General features: G+C 73.5%; 14 protein-coding genes. 3 read left to right on the forward strand and 11 right to left on the reverse strand.

The features are described from left to right. The 4 genes from WMF33_RS36160 to WMF33_RS36175 form a co-directional block, all read right to left on the reverse strand. Complete coding sequence (locus tag WMF33_RS36160; RefSeq protein WP_437339552.1) at positions 1-1,593, reverse strand: peptide chain release factor 3; 1,593 nt, start codon at positions 1,591-1,593, stop codon at positions 1-3. A gap of 291 nt (positions 1,594-1,884) precedes the next feature. Next, entirely contained in the window at positions 1,885-2,529 is a 645-nt protein-coding gene (locus tag WMF33_RS36165; RefSeq protein WP_437332880.1) for a hypothetical protein, read from the reverse strand. A gap of 112 nt (positions 2,530-2,641) precedes the next feature. Then, positions 2,642-4,471 carry an NAD(P)/FAD-dependent oxidoreductase gene (locus WMF33_RS36170; protein WP_061628349.1) on the reverse strand — a complete coding sequence of 610 codons (1,830 nt, stop codon included), beginning with the start codon at positions 4,469-4,471 and terminating at the stop codon, positions 2,642-2,644. Between the two features lie 11 nt (positions 4,472-4,482). After that, a complete protein-coding gene (locus WMF33_RS36175; protein WP_437332881.1) occupies positions 4,483-5,820 on the reverse strand; it encodes a wax ester/triacylglycerol synthase domain-containing protein in 1,338 nt (445 codons plus the stop codon). Positions 5,821-5,982: 162 nt separating this feature from the next. Here WMF33_RS36175 and WMF33_RS36180 point away from each other — a divergent pair, with 162 nt between their 5' ends. After that, positions 5,983-6,948, forward strand: a complete 966-nt coding sequence (locus WMF33_RS36180) for a LysR family transcriptional regulator (RefSeq protein ID WP_437332882.1) — start codon at positions 5,983-5,985, stop codon at positions 6,946-6,948. A 58-nt stretch (positions 6,949-7,006) separates the two neighbouring features. Here the strand turns inward: WMF33_RS36180 and WMF33_RS36185 are convergent, their stop codons facing one another. From WMF33_RS36185 to pilM, 5 genes are all read right to left on the reverse strand, one after another. Further along, positions 7,007-9,265 carry a type IV pilus secretin PilQ gene (locus WMF33_RS36185; protein WP_437332883.1) on the reverse strand — a complete coding sequence of 753 codons (2,259 nt, stop codon included), beginning with the start codon at positions 9,263-9,265 and terminating at the stop codon, positions 7,007-7,009. A gap of 151 nt (positions 9,266-9,416) precedes the next feature. Next, on the reverse strand, positions 9,417-10,061 hold the full coding sequence (locus WMF33_RS36190; protein ID WP_437332884.1) for a pilus assembly protein PilP: 645 nt from the start codon (positions 10,059-10,061) through the stop codon (positions 9,417-9,419). Next, complete coding sequence (locus WMF33_RS36195; protein ID WP_061628344.1) at positions 10,058-10,696, reverse strand: type 4a pilus biogenesis protein PilO; 639 nt, start codon at positions 10,694-10,696, stop codon at positions 10,058-10,060. Before WMF33_RS36195 ends, WMF33_RS36190 begins: the two co-directional genes overlap by 4 nt. After that, positions 10,696-11,340: a PilN domain-containing protein gene (locus WMF33_RS36200; protein WP_061628343.1), complete on the reverse strand. Its 645-nt coding sequence runs from the start codon at positions 11,338-11,340 to the stop codon at positions 10,696-10,698. Before WMF33_RS36200 ends, WMF33_RS36195 begins: the two co-directional genes overlap by 1 nt. Beyond that, the gene (gene pilM, locus WMF33_RS36205; protein WP_061628342.1) at positions 11,337-12,398 is read right to left on the reverse strand and encodes a type IV pilus assembly protein PilM; all 1,062 of its coding nucleotides are present in this window, start codon (positions 12,396-12,398) and stop codon (positions 11,337-11,339) included. Before pilM ends, WMF33_RS36200 begins: the two co-directional genes overlap by 4 nt. Before the next feature lie 293 nt (positions 12,399-12,691). On the opposite strand from pilM, the gene WMF33_RS36210 reads away from it, so the two are divergent. Both WMF33_RS36210 and WMF33_RS36215 read left to right on the forward strand, forming a co-directional pair. After that, positions 12,692-13,861 (forward strand): DUF882 domain-containing protein, encoded by a 1,170-nt coding sequence (locus WMF33_RS36210; protein ID WP_437332885.1) that lies wholly within the window; start codon positions 12,692-12,694, stop codon positions 13,859-13,861. 107 nt (positions 13,862-13,968) lie between these two features. Next, positions 13,969-14,964 (forward strand): sigma-70 family RNA polymerase sigma factor, encoded by a 996-nt coding sequence (locus tag WMF33_RS36215; protein ID WP_437332886.1) that lies wholly within the window; start codon positions 13,969-13,971, stop codon positions 14,962-14,964. A gap of 73 nt (positions 14,965-15,037) precedes the next feature. Here the strand turns inward: WMF33_RS36215 and WMF33_RS36220 are convergent, their stop codons facing one another. Both WMF33_RS36220 and WMF33_RS36225 read right to left on the reverse strand, forming a co-directional pair. Beyond that, positions 15,038-17,926, reverse strand: coding sequence for a hypothetical protein (locus tag WMF33_RS36220; protein WP_437332887.1), 2,889 nt, complete (start codon positions 17,924-17,926; stop codon positions 15,038-15,040). Further along, complete coding sequence (locus tag WMF33_RS36225; protein WP_437332888.1) at positions 17,923-19,305, reverse strand: 3-keto-5-aminohexanoate cleavage protein; 1,383 nt, start codon at positions 19,303-19,305, stop codon at positions 17,923-17,925. Before WMF33_RS36225 ends, WMF33_RS36220 begins: the two co-directional genes overlap by 4 nt. Positions 19,306-19,348 lie beyond the last annotated feature (43 nt).

The following is a 19,348-nucleotide window of genomic DNA, read 5'->3' on the forward strand; positions in this document are numbered from 1 at the left end:
TTACACGGGGTTGATCGAGCCGCCGAGCTCGACGAAGCGCGTCTTGGGGAACGCCTTCGCGCAGGCCTCGAGCTGCCAGTCGCCCTTGAAGAGCACGACCGCGTTGCCGTGCACGTCGAGGGCGCCGTAGCCGTAGAGGTTCGACTCGAGCTCGGCGAGGGGCACCGGCTCGCCCTCGACCCAGCGCGCCAGGCTGAACGAGAGCCGCTCGATCCGGGCGTCGACGCCGTACTCGGCCGAGAGCCGGTGCTTCACGACGTCGAACTGGAGCTCGCCCACGACCCCGAGGATCGCCTCGCCCTCGCGCCCCTCCGGCGGCCGGAAGAGCTGTACCGAGCCCTCCTGCGCGAGCTGCTCGAGCCCCTTCTTGAGCTGCTTGCGCTTCATCGGATCGATCATGACGACGCGGGCGAACTGCTCCGGCGGGAACTGCGGCAGCGGGGCGTACTTCACGGGCGAGCCGCTGCAGAGGGAGTCGCCGATGAGGAACAACCCCGGGTCGAAGACGCCGATGATGTCGCCCGCGAAGCCGTCCTCCACGAGCGTGCGCTCCTGGGCCATGAACTGCACCGGGTTGGTGAGCCGGATGTCGCGGTCGAGGCGCACGTGGTGCACCTTCATCCCGCGCTCGTAGCGGCCGGAGCAGACGCGGAGGAACGCGATCCGGTCGCGGTGGGCGCGGTCCATGTTCGCCTGGATCTTGAAGACGAAGGCGGTGAAGCGCTCGTCGTCCGGGGCGATGGGGCCCTTGTCGCTGCCGCGCGGCGCGGGCGGGGGCATGAGCTCGATGAAGGCGTCGAGGAACTGCGGCAGGCCGAAGTTGGTGATGGCGCTGCCGAAGAACATCGGCGTGACCTCGCCGCGGGCGAGCTTGTCGCGGTCGAGGGCGTCGCCGGCGGCGTCGATGAGCTCGATGTCCTCGCGCAGCTGGCGCGCGCCCTCCTCGTCGAGCGCCTCGATGAGCTCGGGCGCGTCGAGCGAGACGACCTCCATCGGGGCGATCTCGGCGCCGTGCGCGACGAGCTCGAAGAGGAACACCTGCTTGCGCTCGCGGTGGTAGACGCCGCGGAATTTGCCGCCGGCCGAGATCGGCCAGGTGACCGGGTAGACGCCGATGCCGAGGACCTCCTCGACCTCGCCGATGAGCTCGAACGGGTCGCGGCCGGGGCGGTCGAGCTTGTTGACGAAGGTGAAGATCGGCATCTGCCGGAGCTTGCAGACGCGGAAGAGCTTCTTCGTCTGCGCCTCGACGCCCTTGGCGCAGTCGAGGATCATGATGGCCGCGTCGGTCGCCATGAGGGCGCGGTAGGTGTCCTCGCTGAAGTCGGCGTGGCCGGGGGTGTCGACAAGGCTGAGGAGGCGGCCCTTGTACGGGAACTGAAGGACGCTGGTCGAGATGGAGATGCCGCGCTCGCGCTCCATCTCCATCCAGTCGCTGACCGCGTGGGCCCGCGCCTTCTTCGCCTTCACGGCGCCGGCGAGCTGGATCGCGCCTCCGTAAAGCAGGAGCTTCTCGGTGAGCGTGGTCTTGCCAGCGTCGGGGTGGGAGATGATCGCGAACGTCTTTCGACGGGCGATCTCGCGGGTGAGCATCGGGTCGGGCACGGCGGCGCGGCAGGATAGGAGCGGCGGGGGCGGCGTCAACCCACGGCGGCTACGGAGCCGGTGCGGGCAGGGGGGCTCGCGAGCGGGCGGGCGGGGGTCCCCCCACGAACTCGGGCCTTTTGGAGGGCTATGGCCGGCTGGACGGAGGAACGCGGTCCGGGAGGTGAGCGCTGCGATGCGGGCCGGCCCTCGGATTCGTGGGGCCCACCCCCGCCCGCCCGCTCGCGAGCCCCCCTGCCCGCACCGGCTCTTCCAAGGGGGGTGGGGTCCTTATTTTTCTTATTTCGAGGCGCGGAGGGAGAGGGTGACGGTGACGCCCACCGGGTCGGCGCTGGGGGTGCCGATGGCGCGGTTCTTGAGGAACTGACGGATGCAGCGCTGTGCATCGGGGGTCACGCCGCGAGCGTCGAGGATCTCCACCCCCTCGGCACGGCCACGCACGCGGACCAGGAACTGGAGCTTGATGGTGCCCGTCGCGCCAGAGAGACCGCCGTTGTCGGCAACACACTTCGCGAGGTCGGAGGAGACCTTCTCGAGACGCTTGGCCACGTTCGGGACGTCGCCGTTCATGAACTCGGGCTCCTTGACCTCCACGAGCGGAGGAGGGGCCGAGACGATAGAGGCGTCGGGGGCGCCGCCGTCGATAGGGCCGCCGTCGGGCGGCGGGGCGCCGGCGTCGTCCGGAGGAGGCTCGGGCTGCGGGGGCGGCGGAAGCCAGCCGGCATCCGCCTCGCCAGGCTCGAGACACCGCACGAAACCATGGTGCGGATCCTCCAGCGCGCCGTGCGGACACCGCGGACCGGCATCCGCCTCAGACGCCGCGGTGACCCACCCCTGCGACGGAGCCTGCGGCGACGCAGGCTGCGCGCCGCCCTCGGTAGCCGCGCCGACACACGCGCCGATGGCGCTGATCGAGAGCGCCACCGAGACCGTCCACTGACCCAAACGCCCACCTGCCGCTCGCCACCGCATCGGCCGCTGTGATACTGCGGAACGGGCGCTTGTACATCGGAAACGGCGCTTTTTTGTCCCCGGATCAGAGGGCGACGTGCGCGAGCGAGCCCGCCGAGGCGTCCCAGAGCGACCGCGCCCGGGAGAGGACCGCCGCGTGCACCTCGGTCCCCTCCGCAGGGCCGGTCACCGAGACCTCACCGCCCGAACCGAGATCCACCCGCTCGACCCCGGCGTCCGGAAACTCGGCGCGCAAATCCTTCGTCATCCGCTCGCCGATGCGATCGAGCAGACGCGCGAGCCGGTCGGGCGTGATGTCCCGGAACGTGAGCACCTGCGGGAGCTTGAGCTCCGAGACGAGGCGCGCACGATCGGACAGGCCCCGCTCGGCGAGCCGCCTCTCCACGAGCGCCGCAAAGACGCTCCCGTAAGCCCGATCGACCTGCTCGCGCCGGAACCGCTCGTCGATCGACGGCCCGAGCCGCGTCTCCAGCTGCACGACGCCGTTCAGCCCGTTGGCGAAGCGCCCCTCGTTCTGCGCGAAGTACTCGCCGCGCGCGCGCAGGTCGGCGGCCAGCGACGAGAAATGATCGCCCATCGTCGAGAGGGCCCGCAGCACGAGATCGGTGAACCGGAGCTCCTCCCGGATCCAGCCGACGTCCGTCACGCGGTCGGCCATGAACGGCCAGACGACCAGGTTGTAGTAGTTGTTGAAATCGAGCAGGTACTTCAGCCGGTAGAGCTCGAAGCTGCCGAACACCGGGTACATGCGCTCATAGAGCCGCAGCGTGCTGTCGTACTTGAACCGGTAGTACGCGTCGTACGCCGCGACCCGCTCCTCGAACCCGGCCCGGTCGCCACCCACGTCGGCGAGGATCATCTGCGTGATGAACTCGTTCGCGGTCGCGATGAAATCAGAGCCGGGGCTGTAGAACGGATCGGTGAACGCGCCCGCCTCGCCGGTGACGGCGTAACGGTCGGTCGAGAAGTACCGGTCCGCGTGGTACGGCAGGTGGGCGTAGGCCTGGAAATCCTCGAGCTCCGCCCCCTCGAGCAGCTCGCGCACGGCGCGGTGCGCGCCGAGGAAGCGCTCGAAGTCCGCGCGCGTGCGCGGCCCCGGCAGCGCGCCGGCCGGCGCGTTCCCCTCGCCGATGCGGTCCTTGTCGAAGACCACGCCCACGCTCATCAGATCGCCGGCGAGCGGGATGAACCAGATCCAGTACCCGTCGTACATGAAGTGGTTCGTCGACAGGTGGCGCGACGTGTACCGCGCGCGCGACCGCCACGCCGCGTCCGTGACCGCGTCGAGCCCCGCGACGCCGCGGTAACGCCCCCACGCGGCCGCGGTGTTGAGCCGCGTCTCCTTGTGCACCTTCACGCCGAGCTTGCGGAGGAGCACGTGCCGCCGGCCCGAGGCGTCGCACACCCAGCGGCAGGCGACCTCGCGCCGCTCGCCGCCCTGCTCGTAGACCACCTTGTGCCGCCCGCCGCCGTCGATCGCGAGGTCGACCACCTTGGCGCCGAGCTCGACCTCCGCGCCCGCAGCGCGGTTCATCGCGACGAGATCGCGCTCCAGCCGCGCGCGCTCGAGCTGGAAGCTCGGGTGGAACGGCATGTGGTCCGAGCCGATCTCGCTCATCCGCGGGAGCGGGAGATCCTTGCCCGGCCCGTCGAAGAAGAAGCGGAGCCCGTTCTTCGGCAGCTGGTGCTGGTAGAGGTACGTGCCGAGGTTCAGCCGGCGAACCATGTAGTTCGCCGCGACCTCCACCGTGCTCTCCCCGACCTTGTAGTCCTCCATCGCGCCCGCGGCCTCGAGCACGAGGACCCCGAGATCCGGCCGCGCGAGGCGGAGCTGCCGCGCGAGGAAGCCGCCGGCGATGCCGCTGCCGATGATGACGATGTCGAAGGTGCGCATGACGCCGGCCCTTATACCCCGCCGCCTGCCGGCGGCGCGGGCTCTCCGAGCAGCTCGGCGCGGAGCGCGCCCGGCATCGCCGCCGCCTCGTCCGGGCGGAGCAGCCCGTCGCCATAGACGATCGACGCCGAGAGGCGCCCGCCGAAGCGGCTGAAGATGACCTGGAAGCCCGGCGGCGTGACCACCGCAGGCAGCGGGTACGCCGAGCGCACCGGCAGCCCCGCGAACCGGTCCACCGTCACGGCGCCAGGGTTCGAGACGATCAGCGAGGCGAGCTCGCCCTCGAACGGCTGGTCGCCGAGCCAGCGGTACACCGGCCCGGGGAGCCAGCGGGCCAGATCGAGCGCGGCGACCATCGCGAGATCGAGCCGGTCGCGCACCATCGCGCGCTGCTGCTCGGCCACGCGGGCCACCGCGCGGGCGTCGTCGTAGAGCTCGTCGCGGCCGAGCGAGAGCAGGACCATCGTGAGGTGGTTGCCGAAGAGCCGCCGCGCGCCCCCCTTGGGATCGAGCGAGAGGGGCAGCGGGACCACGTGGTGCGGCGGGGCGAAGCCGCGGGCCACGAGCGCGCGGTCGGCGAGCCGCGCCGCCGCGATCAGCATCAGGCTCGTCTCGGCGAGCCGCGCGCGCTGCCGCACCCGGAGATCGAAGGCGCGGGTCTCCTCCGCCGACAGCGCGAGCCGCGCGACGCGGGAGGTCGCGGCCCGCACCCCCGGACAGGCGCGCGCGAGCGACAGGATGGGCGCGCGGCCGAGCGCCAGCACGTGGGCCTTGTAGGCGCGCGCCAGGGCGAGCCGCTCGTCGCGGCCCATCGCCGCGAGGAGGCGCTCGGGCGCGTCGTGCCGCTCCTGCCGCAGCGGCGGGTCGTCCGGCGCGTCGCCGCTGCCGGAGCCGAGCCACGCGACGAGCCGGTCCGCGCCCCTGCCGTCCGTCAGCGCGTGGTGGTGGCGGAGCACGACCGTGTCGCCCTCCCCCGCCCCGCGCACGACGTCGAGCGCCCACGGCCGCTCCCCGGAGATCCGCTCTGCGAGCAGCGCCTCGACGCGCGCCGCGCGCTCGCGCTCGCCGGCGACCTCGTGGAGGCGCGGCTCCGGGGCGCGCCGGTGGTGATCGACCACCCAGCGGGGCCGCCCCACCCGCCCGAGCACGCTGTTGTCGAGCCGGAAGCGGAGCTCCGGCAGCGCCCGCGTCGCGCGCTCGAGGCGCGCCGCGAGCCGGCCGAGGTCGAGGCGGCCGTCGAGCTCGAGCACGAACAGACAGTGATTGCCCGCCTGGCCGCGCGCGCGCATGGCGCGATCGTTCATGAGGTGGAAGTGGTCGATCCCCCCGAGCAGAACGGTCGATGTCATGGTCTCCGCAGGGCGCCGCCGGTCGGGCGGAGCCGCGGGCGACCCTAGCAGCCGCGCTGGCCGCACGACAGCGCCGCAGGCACCCCGCCGCCCACGCTCCTGTGCGCTCGCTCGCCCCCGCGCACGCCCGCGCGCAAGAAAACGTAAGTATCCATCGCATGGATGCGTGATTCGCTTATCATTCCGCGGGTGAATCTCTCGGCGATCGACGTCAACCTCGTGATCGCGCTCGACGCCCTGCTCCAGGAGCGCAGCGTGACCCACGCGGCCCGCCGGGTGGGGCTCAGCCAGCCCGCGATGAGCCACGCGCTGACGCGGCTGCGCGAGCTGTTCTCCGACCCGCTGCTCGTCCGGGTCGGGCGGCAGATGGCGCTCACCTCGCGCGCCGAGGCGATGACCCCGCAGGTCGCGGCGATCATGCACGACCTCGCGAGCCTCTTCGGCGGGACGAGGCCGCCCTTCGAGCCGAGGGAGAGCGAGCGCACGTTCCGGATCGCCACGACGGCGTACGTGGAGCTCCTCCTGCTGCCGCAGCTCAACGAGGTGCTCGCGGAGACCGGACCGAAGCTCGCGCTCCACCTGCTCCCCCTCGACGCCCGCGCCGCCGACGCGCTCCGCAACGGCGAGATCGATCTCGCGATCGGCGCCTTCCCGGAGGGCGCGCTCCCGCCCGACGTGCGCCGCGCGGCGCTCTTCGACGATCGCTTCGCCGGGCTCGCGCGCGCGAGCCACCCGAGGGCGCGCGGGCGCGTCGACCTCCAGACCTACGCCGCCCTCGGGCACGCCGTCGTCCCCCGGCAGGGCGCCGACGACGGGGGCGCGGACGACCTCATCGCCGCGCGCGGCGTCGCGCGCCGCGAGGTCATCGCGGTGCCGCACGTGTTCCTCCTGCCGCACGTCGTCACGTCGTCGGACCTCGTGGCCACCGTGGCCACGCGCCTCGGCCGCGCGTTCTCGAGCCTGATGCCGCTCCGCACCTTCGACCTGCCGTTCGAGCTGCCGCCCATCGAGATCGCGATGGCCTGGAACGGCCGGACCGAGGACGATCCCGCGCGGGCGTGGCTGCGCGGCGTCGTGACGGCCGCCGTCCCGCAGATGCGGGAGGCGACCCGGCGGAAGCGCGTCTGAGGGAGGTCCGAGGGGATCGGAGGCAAACGGGGCGCGCGGCGGGCGCGCCCCGGCGCGGCTAGCGGCCGAGCGCCTCGGCGCGGTTCACGATGCGCGGCGTGAGGAAGATGACGAGCTCGCTCCGGGTGTCGCTCGCGCGGCGCCGCTGGAAGAGCAGGCCGAGGACGGGGATGTCCCCGAAGAACGGCACCTGATCGAGGTTCCGGCCGGTGTTGCGGGTGAAGATCCCGCCGATCACCGCCGTGTGCCCGTCCATGATCAGGAGGTCGGTCTCCGCCTCGCGCTTCAGGATGGTGGGGTCGCCGCGGGCCGAGGTCTGGTTGAAGTCGGGCTCGTCGCGGTTGATCTTCACGTGCATCGCGACGCTGCCGTCCGACGTGACGTGCGGCTTGACGAGCAGCTGCAGCTTCGCCTCCTGGAAGGTCGTCTGCACGCCCTGGGCGCTGATCTGCGAGAACGGGATCAGCGTGCCCTGGCTGATCCGCGCCTCCCGGTTGTCGAGCGTGAGGATGCGCGGGCTCGAGATGATCCGCAGCATGCCGCTCGCCTCGGCCGCGGAGAGCCGGACGCCGAGGTTGACGGTGTTGTTGATCGAGCCGAGCGTGAAGCCGAGCGCGCCGCCCTGCCCGGCGCCGACGATGGCCGGCAGGTTCACCGCGAAGTTCGGGTTCGAGACCGAGTTCGAGAACGGCGAGAGGCCGCCGGTCGGGGTGTTCGTGTCGGTCGCGCCGCCGGCGACGCCGATCGCCGAGGGGAACACGAGCCCCGTCGGGTTGCCGGTCGCCGCGCTGAACGTCCCGTCGCCGCCCCACTGGATGCCGATGTCGCGCACGTAGCGGCTCGTCGCCTCCACCACCCGCGCCTCGATCAGCACCTGCGGCGTCTGCGTGTCGAGCGAGCGCACGAGCTCCTCGATCTGGTTCAGGTTGCCCGCGACGTCGCGCGCGATGAGCACGTTGGTCCGCTCGTCGACCGCGAGCGAGCCGCGCGGCGAGAGCATGTCCTTCGCGCGATCCTGGAGGTCCTTCGCCTCCGCGTAGTTGATCGGGATGAGCCGCGTCTCGATCGGCGCGAGCTGGAGCTCGCTCTTGCGCCGCGCGATCGCGAGCTCCCGCTCCTTGTTGAGATCGGCGATCGGCGCGACGCGGATCATGTTGCCCTGCCGGACCACGCCGAGGCCCTTGGCCTGGAGCACCGTCTCGAGCGCCTGGTCCCACGGGACGTTGCGCATCCGGATGGTGACCGTCCCGCTCACGTTGTCGGCGGTCACGATGTTCACCCGCCCCACGTCCGAGATCAGCCGGAGGACGTTGTGGATGTCCGCGTCCTTCAGGTCGAGGTCGATCCGCCGCCCCGTGAACCGCCGCTGCTGCCCCGCGAGCGCGGGCGTGAAGGCGCCGGCCTGGTCGGGCTCGACGAGCGACTCCTGGCTGCTCGCCGCCCCGTCGAACGAGGTCTCGACCTTCGGCGCCGCGTCCCCGAGGAGATCCTCGCGCGCCACCGTGCGGGTCCGCCGCGCCGCGCCCCCGTCGACGCCGATCCCCGAGAGCGTCGAGGGCAGCGCCCCCTTCGCGACGCTGAGCACGAGCGCGTTGCCCTCGCGCGCGAGCGCGCCCGCGGCGCCCTCGGCCTGCTCGACCTCGACGACGACCTTGGAGCCGTCGCTGTTGCGCCGGAACGCCGAGATCGCCCGCACCGGGCCGCCGAAGGCGCCGACGTCGAGCTTGCGCTGGAGGGCGTCGGGGAGCCGCGCGCCGCTGAGCTCGATCACCCGGCGGCCGGCCCTCCCGGTCGACTCGCGGTAGCTCGGGATCGACGAGAGCTCGATGATGACCCGGTCGACCGTCGCCTGGTGCTCGAAGCGCACGTCGGTGATCGTCGCCGGCTCGCGGGCCGGCGCCGCCGCCTCGCGCGAGACCGGGGCCCGCGCCGCCATCGGCGCGGTCGCGTCGGCGGCGGCGAGCTCGATCACGAGCGCGCCCTGCTCGGCGCGGATCCGGTAGGCCGCCGGGCGCCCGAGCTGCACGAGCACCCGCGTCGTGCGCTGCGCCGCCGCGCCGAACCCCTGGGTCATCACCCCCGCCACGATCGCGTTGCCGTCCGTGATCGCGCCGGGCGCGCCGGCCGCCTCGGCGCCCTCGAGGTCGACGAGGATCCGCTTGCCGCCGTCCGCCACGCGCGCCGAGAAGCGCGGCGCGCCGCTGGTCGCGACCACGATCTCGGCCCTGTCCTCCGAGGGCGCCGTGAGCCTGACGTCGCTCACCCGGATCGGGGCGGCGGCGTCCGCGTCTCCCGCAGGAGCGAGGATCAACATCATCCCGAGTGCCGCAGCACGGCGAAGCGCGCCCCGCCTCGGGCGATAGTCTCGATTGCTCTTCATTGCACTCCCGCTTCGCGGTGACGCGAGATCTGCGTCACGCTGCCGGGAGGCTACTTCGGGTGCCCGGATCGGGCCCAATTCGTGGCGGTCAGGGCGAACCGAAGGACGACTCGTCCGCGTCGCCGAGCGGCCTCAGCGCGATCACCCGCGTGGTCGGCGGGATCTCCGGGTGCGACGGGTCCTCGCGGATGAAGACGACGTCCGAGTCGCGGATCCGGTCGACCCGCCAGTTCACGGCCACGTCGACGCCCGTCGGGCCGCCGGCGTGCACGATCTCGGCCTTGCCGACGAAGTCGCCCACCTTCACCACCCACCCGAGCCCCGTCGGATCGGTGAGCAGCGCGCGGGCGGGGGCGCGCGAAACGACGCCGACCAGCTTGAGCTCGTCGAGCGCGAAGCGATCCACGAGCACCTGGCGCTGGATCGTCACCCGCCCCCGGGCCTGCGTGGCGAAGAGCGACTCGAAGCTCCGGAACGGGTCGCGGCTCCGGTCGCTCTCGGAGAAGTCGGCCTCCTGGAACTCCCGGAGCGGCAGCGGCGGCAGCTCGGGCGCGCCGGCGTCCGCGGACGCGGCCGCGGAGCCGGCGGCGCGCGCCGGCGAGGCGCTGGACGCCGGCTTGGCCTTCGGCGCGCTGGGCGCGATGACGTCCGCCTCGTCCTCGCACCCCGCGAGCGAGACGGCCGCGAGGGCGGTCGCCCCGAGCGCGAGCAGCATCATCCGGCCGGCGTTCACCGCACACCTCCGCCGCTCCGCCGCTTCACGCCGCTCGTCGGCGTCTCCCCCGCGCGCACCGCGCGGAACGCGGTCGCGAGGCACTCCACCTGGACCTCCACGTCGGTCCCCACGACCTTCGGCTCCTTGATCTGGACCTCCTCGAGGTTGATGATGCGATCGAGCTGCCCCACGCCGTGGAAGAACTTCGCCACCTGGTGGAACTTCCCCGAGAGCGTCAGCTTCATCGGCACCTTGGAGAAGAACTCCTGCGGGATCTCCTCGGTGGGGCTCCAGGACGTCAGGTTGACGCCGGAGACGGTCGCGACGCCCTGGATCGCGGAGAGGAAGGCCGGCGTCTCGGACTCGTCGGGGAGGATCTTCTTCTGCTCGCGGCTCAGCTGCTCGCGGCGGGTCTTCTCGTCGAGGTCCTTCTGGTAGGCGGCCTTGGACGCCTGCGCCTTCGTGAGCTCCGACTGGAGCGACTGCTGCCGCTGGACGGCGCCCTCGATCTGCGAGTCGACCTCGGCGTAGAAGCCGACGAAGTACAGGATGCCGACGAGCGCCGCGAAGAGCGCGCCGACGCCGACCTTGGCGAGCGGCGGCAGCCGGTCGAGCGCCGAGCCGGCCTGCACGGGCTGGGGCTTCGTGGCCATCAGTACCTCACCTTCAGCTGCAGCGCGAACGAGACGAGCTCGAGCCGCGACGCCTTCTCGTTCTCCTTCTTCCCCGGGAGCAGCTGCACGTCGTAGAAGTACGAGGACAGCTTGAGCCGCTGGGCGAGCTCGTAGACGTCGGTGCCGTCGCGCGCGAGCCCCTCGATGCGCACGGTCCGCTGGGACTCGACGTAGCTCGTGAGCCACAGCCGGCGGCTGTCCCAGGACGGGTTGTAGACGGCGAGCGGGTTCTCCTTGCGGAGCTGCGCGAGCTTGTCCGGGTCGGCGGTCGGCCCCTTGCCGTTCGTGAGCAGCTGCGCGAGCTCGAGCAGCACCGCCGTCGGCCCGCTGCGCGCCGCCTGGAGCTTCGCGATCGCGTCCTCGCGCGCGCGGAGGACCTCGAGCGCCTTCTTGATCTCCTCGTGGTTCGCGACGAGCGTGCGGATCTCCTGGATCTGGCTCTGGAGCACCGTGTTCTTCCGCGTCTGCTCGTCGAGCTCCTCGACCTTCGTCTGGTGGAAGAGGAAGAGGGCGACGATCTCGAGGATCACGACGCCGAGCGTGACGAGCAGCCACCGCTGGCTCGTCTGGGGCGCGGCCCCGCGCGTGCCGCGGCGCTGCGGGAGCAGGTTGACGCGGATCACGAGCGCTTCTCCCGGTCCTTGCGCATCGCGAGCCCGAGCGAGACGCAGAACTGCGCCGCCCGGAGCCGGAGCAGCTCCTGGTTGACTTCCTTCGCTTCCACGGTGATGCGCTCCATCGGCTGGATCAGCTCGACGGCCACCCGGGCGCGCCGCCCGATCGCCGCGGGCAGCGCCGGCAGGTTGGACGAGCCGCCGGTCAGGTAAATGCGGTGCATGTCGCCCTCACCGCTGGTGGCCAGGAAGAAGTCGAGCGAGCGCTGGATCTCCCCGGCGATGGAGTCGCACACCTGCTCGATGGTCTCGATGACCTGGGCGGGCACGCCGCCCGGGCCCGAGGTCACGCTGGCGCACTTGAACTCCTCGGCCTGCTCGAAGCTGATGCCGAGCTTCCGCTGGATCTGCTCGGTGATGTAGTTGCCGCCGTTGCCGATGTCGCGGGTGAACGCGCTCGCGCCGCGCGACACGATGTTGATGGACGCGAGGCTCGCGCCGACGTTGATGATCGCGAACGTCTGGTCCGGCGGGATGCCGCGGTTCACCTCGAACAGGTTCTGGACGGTGAACGCGTCGATATCGACCACCATGGGCTTGAGCTTCGCGTTCCTGGCGATCTGGGTGTAGTCGTTGATCTCGTCGCGCTTGGCCGCGACGAGCAGGAGGTCCATCTGCCCGGCCTCGGGGCGGCGGCGCAGCACCTCGTAGTCGACGTGCACGTCCTTGATGTCGAAGGGGATGTGCTGCTCGGCCTCCCACTGGATCTGCTCGTCGAGCTCCGCGGCGGTCATGAGCGGCACCGTGATCTTGCGGATGATGACCGCCTGGCCGCTGATGCTGAGCGCGATCTCGCGCTGGCGGATCTTGGCCTCGGAGAAGGCGCGGCCGAGCGCCTCGACGATGGCCTGCGCGTTCATGACGTGGCCGTCGACGATGGCCTGCGGCGCGAGCGGCGCGTAACCGAGCCGCACGAGGCCGTAGCCCTTACGGCCCTCCTTGATCTGAGCGATCTTGATCGCGCTCGATCCGATGTCGACCCCGACCAAGTTCTTGCCTTCCGACATCCCGTCCGTCCCGATCCGCGCCCGCCTTGATGAAGAAAGAGAGGGCCGGGCCGCGTTGCCCGGCTCCCGGGCGCCCGATCCTCTCTGATCCCTTGTGGCCGCTTCTGGCGAAGCTTCGCACCACCGCCGATCGCGGGGCAAAAAACCGCTTTACGCTTGCCTCTCGCCCGCCTATCGAAGCCCGATACGCGGCACGGCGCCGCCGGTCGGCCCGGCAGGCGCGCGCCAGCCCAGGGTAGCACTGTCCGGGGCTCGGTCGTCGGGCACGGATGACGTCAGGTCAGAGTCCCCTCATGCATCCGGAGATCTCCCGTTTCTGCGGCACGCTCGGCCTCCGCGCCGGGGCCGCGATGGAGCCCCGCCCGCGGTCCTCGCGGCTGCGCTCCGTGCTCGCCGCCCTCGCGGCGGCCCTTCTCCTGAGCGCCGCGCCCGGCGAGGCGCTCGCCGAGGACGGCCAGCACACCGTCTACGCCGGCCAGACGCTCGGCAAGATCGCGAAGCGGTACCGGATCACGGTCGACGCGCTCCGCGAGGCGAACGGGCTCAAGCCTGGCCAGCGGATCCACCCGGGCCTCGTCCTCGTGATCCCCGAGCGGGGCAAGCCCGGCGCGCGCCCGCCGCGGGGTGCGCCCGGCCGGGCGGCCGCGCTGCGCGACGAGCCGGAGCGGAGCCGCGGCGCGAGCGCGAAGGACCGGGCCGCCGAGGCCCGGGGCAAGGGGCCGGCGAAGCGCGACGCGAAGGCCGACCCCCGGTCGCTGCCGCCGAGCAAGCGCTACGTGCAGCGGCCCAAGCGCCCCGGCTGGGTCCGCCTGGTGCGCGGCGCCGAGCGGCTCGAGCTCCGGCTGCTCACGCCGAAGGGGCGCCTCGTCCCCAAGTCCCTCCCCAAGCTCAGCCGGCTGATGCGCGCGTCCCCCACCGCCTCGATCCCGATCGATCCGCGCCTGGCCACGCTGATCGGTATGGTGAGCGACCACTTCGGCGGCAGGACCATCCGCGTCGTCAGCGGCTATCGGCCCTACTCTCCGACCCAGTACACCCCGCACTCCAACCACAATTTCGGTCGCGCGATCGATTTCATGGTCGAGGGCGTGCCCAACACCGTGGTCCGCGATTTCTGCCGCGGTTTTCGCAACGCGGGTGTGGGATACTACCCCAACTCGACGTTCGTTCACCTGGATGTTCGATCAGATAAGGTCTACTGGGTGGATTACTCAGGTCCTGGAGAGGCGCCGCGCTACGAGGGCGCGAGGGGCGCTGTCGCGGCCGACGAGGCGGCGCGCGATGTCCCCGTCTCGGCCGAAGAAGAGGTGTATGGGTCAGGGGAACCCCGCCCCACCCAGCCGCAAGGGTCGAATACTACAGGGACAAATTCGGACGCGGGGCGCGGCGGCAGCGAACCGCAGAAGGGTGTGGGTGCAGGAGCACCCACCTCGACTCCGGCCGCTTCAGCGGCGGGGAAGTGAACCGTCGAGGCCGCTGGCTACTCTCCACACACTGAACATCCGCACCAGACACAATTGCACGGCTCTACCTTGCACGCTGCGAGAGTTGTGGCACCAATCCACCTCACGTGCAGCAATCGACCCGACTGCAGCGGGAAGAGTTCGCTCCTCCCAGGCCACTCCTTCCGTGTTGTGACGCGGAGGAGTTTGTCCAGCCGGTCATCCTGGGCGAGACCTGCCCGGTCGTCACGTGTGACCGCGCGCTGATCGAAGCGCCAGGCGCGCTCGGGCTCGATACGCACGACGATGCGCCGGACGCCCCCAAGCAGGAGCCCGGCGCGGCGCTGGCGCACGACGCCTGGGAGCCCGCCGAGCTCACGTCGAGCTGCGCGCTCGACGCCTGGGACTCCGCGGAGGCCCCGGCCCCCTGCACGTACGAGGAGGGGTGGCAGGCCGAGGAGCCGGACCCCCACGCGAGCTGTCCGCCGTGCTGTACCGACGCGGCCTGCGCGAGCGGGCCGCAGCGCCGCGAGCCGACGTGCGCGCCGCTCCGCGCGGAGGTGCTGAAGGGGTACTTCCCGCTCGTCCGGAAGCTGGTGCGGCAGGTGTCGCGCCACCTGCCGCCCAACGTGCAGCGCGACGATCTGCTCAGCGCGGGGATGCTCGGGCTCGTCGACTCGCTCCGCAAGAACGGCGGGAGCGACGGCGAGACGTTCGCCGGCTACGCGAAGCTCCGGATCCGCGGGGCGATCGTCGACGAGCTCCGCGCGCAGGACTGGCTCTCGCGGCGGGCGCGCGAGGCGGTCGAGGCCGGGGCCGCCGGCAAGGTCGGCGGCACGACCGTCTTCGTGAGCCTGAGCGAGGTGACCCCCGCGGAGGAGTCGGTGCACATGGCCGGCGGGGACGACCCGATCGAGGCGATCTCGGCGCAGGCGACCCGGCGCGCCCTGTCCTTCGCCATCGCGCAGCTCCCCGAGCGGGAGCGGCGCGTGATCGGCATGTACTACTTCGAGGGGGCGAAGCTGAAGGACATCGGCGCGGAGCTCGGGGTCGGCGAGCCGCGCGTGTCGCAGCTGCACACGCGCGCGCTCGGGATGCTGCGCGGCATGCTGTCCCACGCCTGACCGCGGCCCCGGCCGCGGCGTGACCGCGGCCGCGGCCGCGGCGTGACCGCGGCCCCGCCGGAGCCGCGGCCGCTCAGGGGCGCGCCGGCTCGGTGAGCCGCCGCGCCCGGCCGGGCATCGCGAGGCCGACCGCGAAGAGCGCGGTCTCCTCGTAGGCCGGCTGCAGCGCCGGGTCGCCGGCGGCGCGGTGGACGAAGGCGTTGCGGTGCGCGCCGCGATCGAGCGCGACGACGCGCGCGCAGCCGAGGTCGAGCAGCGCCTCGGTCGTCGCCTCGTCGCTGTCGAACGTCGTCGTGGCCACGAGGAGCGTCCCGTCGTCGAGCGCGCACGCGGCGCTGCGCCGGCGCATCGTGCCGATCTCGCGCGCCTCGGGCCGCAGCCTGCCGTCGTCGGCGGTGAGCGGCAGCTCGGTCGCGTCCGTGCCCGGCCCGATCTCGACGCCGCCGGCCGGGCGGATCTCGACGCGGCCGCCGCGGACCAGCAAGAGGCCCCCCTCGCCCCGGAAGCGGAGCCCGACGGTGCCGCCCACGGCGAGCCCGCGCGGGCCGCGCCGCCGGCCGGTGCCGACGCCGATCGCCGCCATGACGCGCGCCCGCTCGTCGGCCGGGACCTCGGCGTCGAGCTTCGGCGCGGTCCGCGGCGAGATCTCGCGCGAGCCGGCGCGGAGGCGGAAGAGGAACCGATCCGGCGCGAAGGCGTGGAGGCGGACCTGCGCGCCGAGGTGCACGGAGCTCGCCGCGTACACGGCCGGGCTCCACGCCGGCGGCGGCTGCGCGCCGCCGTCCGCGGCCCAGCCGACGCGCTCGCCCGGGAGCGACAGATCGGGCGCCGGCGGACCGTCCGTCGAGCGCGACTCGAAGTAGAGGAACGGGCCCGCGGACGCCGCCGCGACGTGCGCCGGCGGCGCGAGCGACATCTCCGGCGCGAGGCGCTCCGCGACCAGGCCGCCGTCCTCCCGGCGGCTCAGGAAGGCGACCCCGAGCGGATCCGGCGCCCGGCCCAGCGAGACGCCGGCGAGGCACCGGGCGCGCTCGAGCGCCGCCCGCATCGCGGCGGCGTCGGCGGCGCCGCTCCACGCGTGGATCACGAAGCCGCGATCGGTCATGCAGAGCGCCGAGCGCTCGACGACGAGGTCGTCGCCGTCGCCGGGCGAGAGCGCCTCGCCGGCCGGGGCGCGCTCGGCGGGGGGGCCGGCCAGCGCCGGGAGCGCCGGCGCGGGGCTCGCGGGGCTCGCCGCCTCGAAGAGCGACGGCCCCTGCCAGAGCGCCCAGGGGAAGCGCCGGCCGCCGCCGTCGCGGAGATCGCGGGGGCTCGCCGCCGGCGGGCCCTGCCAGAGCGCCCAGGGCACGCGCGCGACGTCGCCGCCGGAGGGCCACGCGCCGAAGTACGGCCGGCCCGAGAGATCGACCCCGATCGTGGCCGCGCCGTCGCGCGGCGGCACGAGCGCGCGCCCGCCGACGACCATGCCGAGCGCCCCGGCGCCCGCGGGAGGCGCGGCCGCGGGGGGCGCGCCCGGGCCGCGCGCGCCGACGCCGAGGCCGATGGCCCCGCGGAGCGTCGCCGCGTCGGGGAGCCGCCCCGTGCCGTGCGGGCCGACGGTCGGCCTCGGCGCCTCGAAGCCGGCCTGCAAGGTGAACTTGACGTGCCGCGTGTCGATCGCGAGCAGGTGGACGCGCACGTGCTCCCGCTGCGGATCGGGGCGGAGGGTGGTCGCGGCGAAGGGGCTCCACGGGCGCTGCGGGTCGCCCTCGGCGCCGGGGAGCACGCGCGGGAGCGAGGGCGAGACGAGCACCCAGCCCCCCTCCCCCGGGAGCGGGGGCTGGATCGCGGGCTCGACCTGGGGCGGAGGCCAGAGCGACGGCCACCCCTCCGGCGCGGGCTCCGGCGCGGCGGCGCCGTGGGTCAGGTACGCGGCGGCCGGCGCGGGGCGGACGCCCGCCGCGGCGCGGCCCGCGGCGAGCGCGAGCCGCTCGACCGCGGCAGCCGCCCCCGGGCCGAGCAGGCGTCCGGCGGACGGCCCGGCGAGCTCCAGGAACGACGGCGCGCGGCGCGGGAGGTGGTGCGCGCGGGCGCCGAACGGATCGCGGCCGCCCGTGTCGACCTCGCCGGTGCCGGCGTTGAGCGCCGCCGGCACCGCCTCCGGCCCGAGGGCCATCACCAGGCCCTCGTCGACGAGGTCGAGCCGCACCGACGCGGGCGGAGTGTCGAAGACGATCTCGGTGCGCGACGCGCCGTCGGCGCTCCCGGTCTCGAGCCAGCCGTCGAGCGCCGCGCGGAGCCGCTCGCCGAGGGGCCGAGGCCCCGGCGCGCCGCCGCCGAGATCGAGCAGCGTGATCCCCTGGACGACGCCGAAGGCGGAGGTGGTCACCGCGACGCGGCGGCCGCGGGCGACCAGGTTGCGGTCGTCGCCGAGGGGCGTGTCGGTCAGGTTGCGGACGCCGCCCAGGCTCACCGGCCGGCCGGAGCGGGTGAGCCGCACGCGCGCGCGGTACAGGTCGGCGGCGCCGCGCCCGTCCGGCGCGCGCTCGGCGCCGCGCTCGTCGGGCGCAGGCCCGGCGCCCGCGGCAGGCCCGGCGCCCGCGGCAGGCCCGGCGCCCGCGGCAGGCCCGGCGCTCGCGGCAGGCCCGGCGCTCGCGGCAGGCCCGGCGCCCGCGGCAGGCCCGGCGCCGCGCTCGTCGGGCGCGGGCTCGCCGTCCGGCGGCCGCGGGACGCCCAGGAACAGCACCCGGCGGCCGAGCAGCGCGTCGGAGAGGAACCCGCCGCGCTCCTCCCAGACGAAATCGTCCGGGCTGACGGCGCCGCCGATCGCGTCGCCGAGCATCCCGGCGATGGCGTCGGCGGTCCGCGCCGGCGGGGGCGGCGTCGAGAGCCGCGCGACGGCCCCGAGCAGGGCGACGCCGAGCGCGACCGGGAGCCGGCCCCGGAGGTGATCGATCCAGGTGGAGAGCGGCCGTTCGGTCATCCCTGCGCGAGCGCGCTCCCTCCTCCAGCAGCGCCGGCCTGGGCCGCCGCGGCGCGCGGGCGGACCCCGAGGAGCTGGCGCGCGCGGTCCGGATCGACCACCTCTCGGCCGACGCTCCGCGCGAAGGCCGCGGCGCGCGCGACGAGCGGCGCGCTCCCCTCCGCCAGCACCCCCTTCTCCAGGTAGATGTTGTCCTCCAGCCCGACCCGCGCGTGCCCGCCGAGCTGCATGGCGAGCTCGGTCATCGGGCGCTGGTGCCGGCCGACGGCGGCGACCCCCCAGCTGGAGCCTCGCGGGATCTGGCCGATCATGAACCGGAGCACGTCCTCGCGCGCCGCGATGCCGCCGGGCACGCCGAGCACGAACTGGAAGTGGAGCGGCTCGGCGAGGAGCCCCTCGGCGAGCAAGCTGAGCGCCTCATGGATATGGCCGACCTCATAGCACTCGAGCTCGGGAATGCTCCCCGCCTCGCGGATCCGGGCCGCCATGTCCCGGATGAGCGGCCGGGCGTTGTCGAAGATCCCGTCGCCGAAGTTGAGCGTGCCGCAGTTCAGGGTGGCCATCTCGGGGCGGCAGAGCAGCGGCTGGGCACGCTCGTCGACGCCCATCCCGACGGCGCCGCCGGTCGACGTCTGGACGATGACGTCGGTCTTCTCCTGGATGGCGGCGATCGCCTCGGCGAAGAGGGCGCGCGACTGGCTCGGCGTCCCGTCCGGGTTCCGGACGTGCAGGTGGACCACCGCGGCGCCCGCGTCCCGGCAGCGCGCCGCCTCGTCGGCGAGCTCGCGCGCCGTGACCGGCAGGTGCGGCGTCTGCGCCCGCGTCGTCTCGGCGCCGACGATCGCCGCGGTCAGGATCAGGGCGCTCTCGGGCGGCGTGACGATGATCCGCGGGGGCGGCGTGATGATCGGCCGCGGCTCCGGGAGCTGCGCGTGGTCCGGGGGCGGCGCCGACAGCGCCGGCAGGACGAGGCGCGGCCGTCGCTGGAGCTCCTTCGGGACGACACAGGTGCCGAGGGCCCGGCAGACGATGACCGGCTCGGCCAGCGCGTCCGCCGCCGAGGGCGCCACCCCGGGTTCGCGGACGCTGGCGACGACCTTGCGCGCCTCGAAGGCCATCGCGCGCGACGTGGCGCCGACCTTCGTGACCACCCCCGTCGCCTCGATGAAGTCGCCTGCTCGGACCGGGGCGAGGAACTCGACCGCCTCGTACGCACGGAACAGCCCCTCGTCGCCGTCCAGACGGATGAGGAGCTCGGTGGCGACGTCGCCGAAGAGCGCGAGAATACGCGCGCCATCGCACAGCTCCCCCGCGTAATGTGCGTCGTGCGCGCCCATCCTGACGCGCAGCGTGACCGTGAGACCAACCCCAGTGCTCATGGGCGTGAAGACTCAACAGTCGACAGTCGTTAGTCAACAAGGG

The organism is Sorangium sp. So ce394, from assembly GCF_051474665.1.
Taxonomy (GTDB): domain Bacteria; phylum Myxococcota_A; class Polyangia; order Polyangiales; family Polyangiaceae; genus Sorangium; species Sorangium cellulosum_D.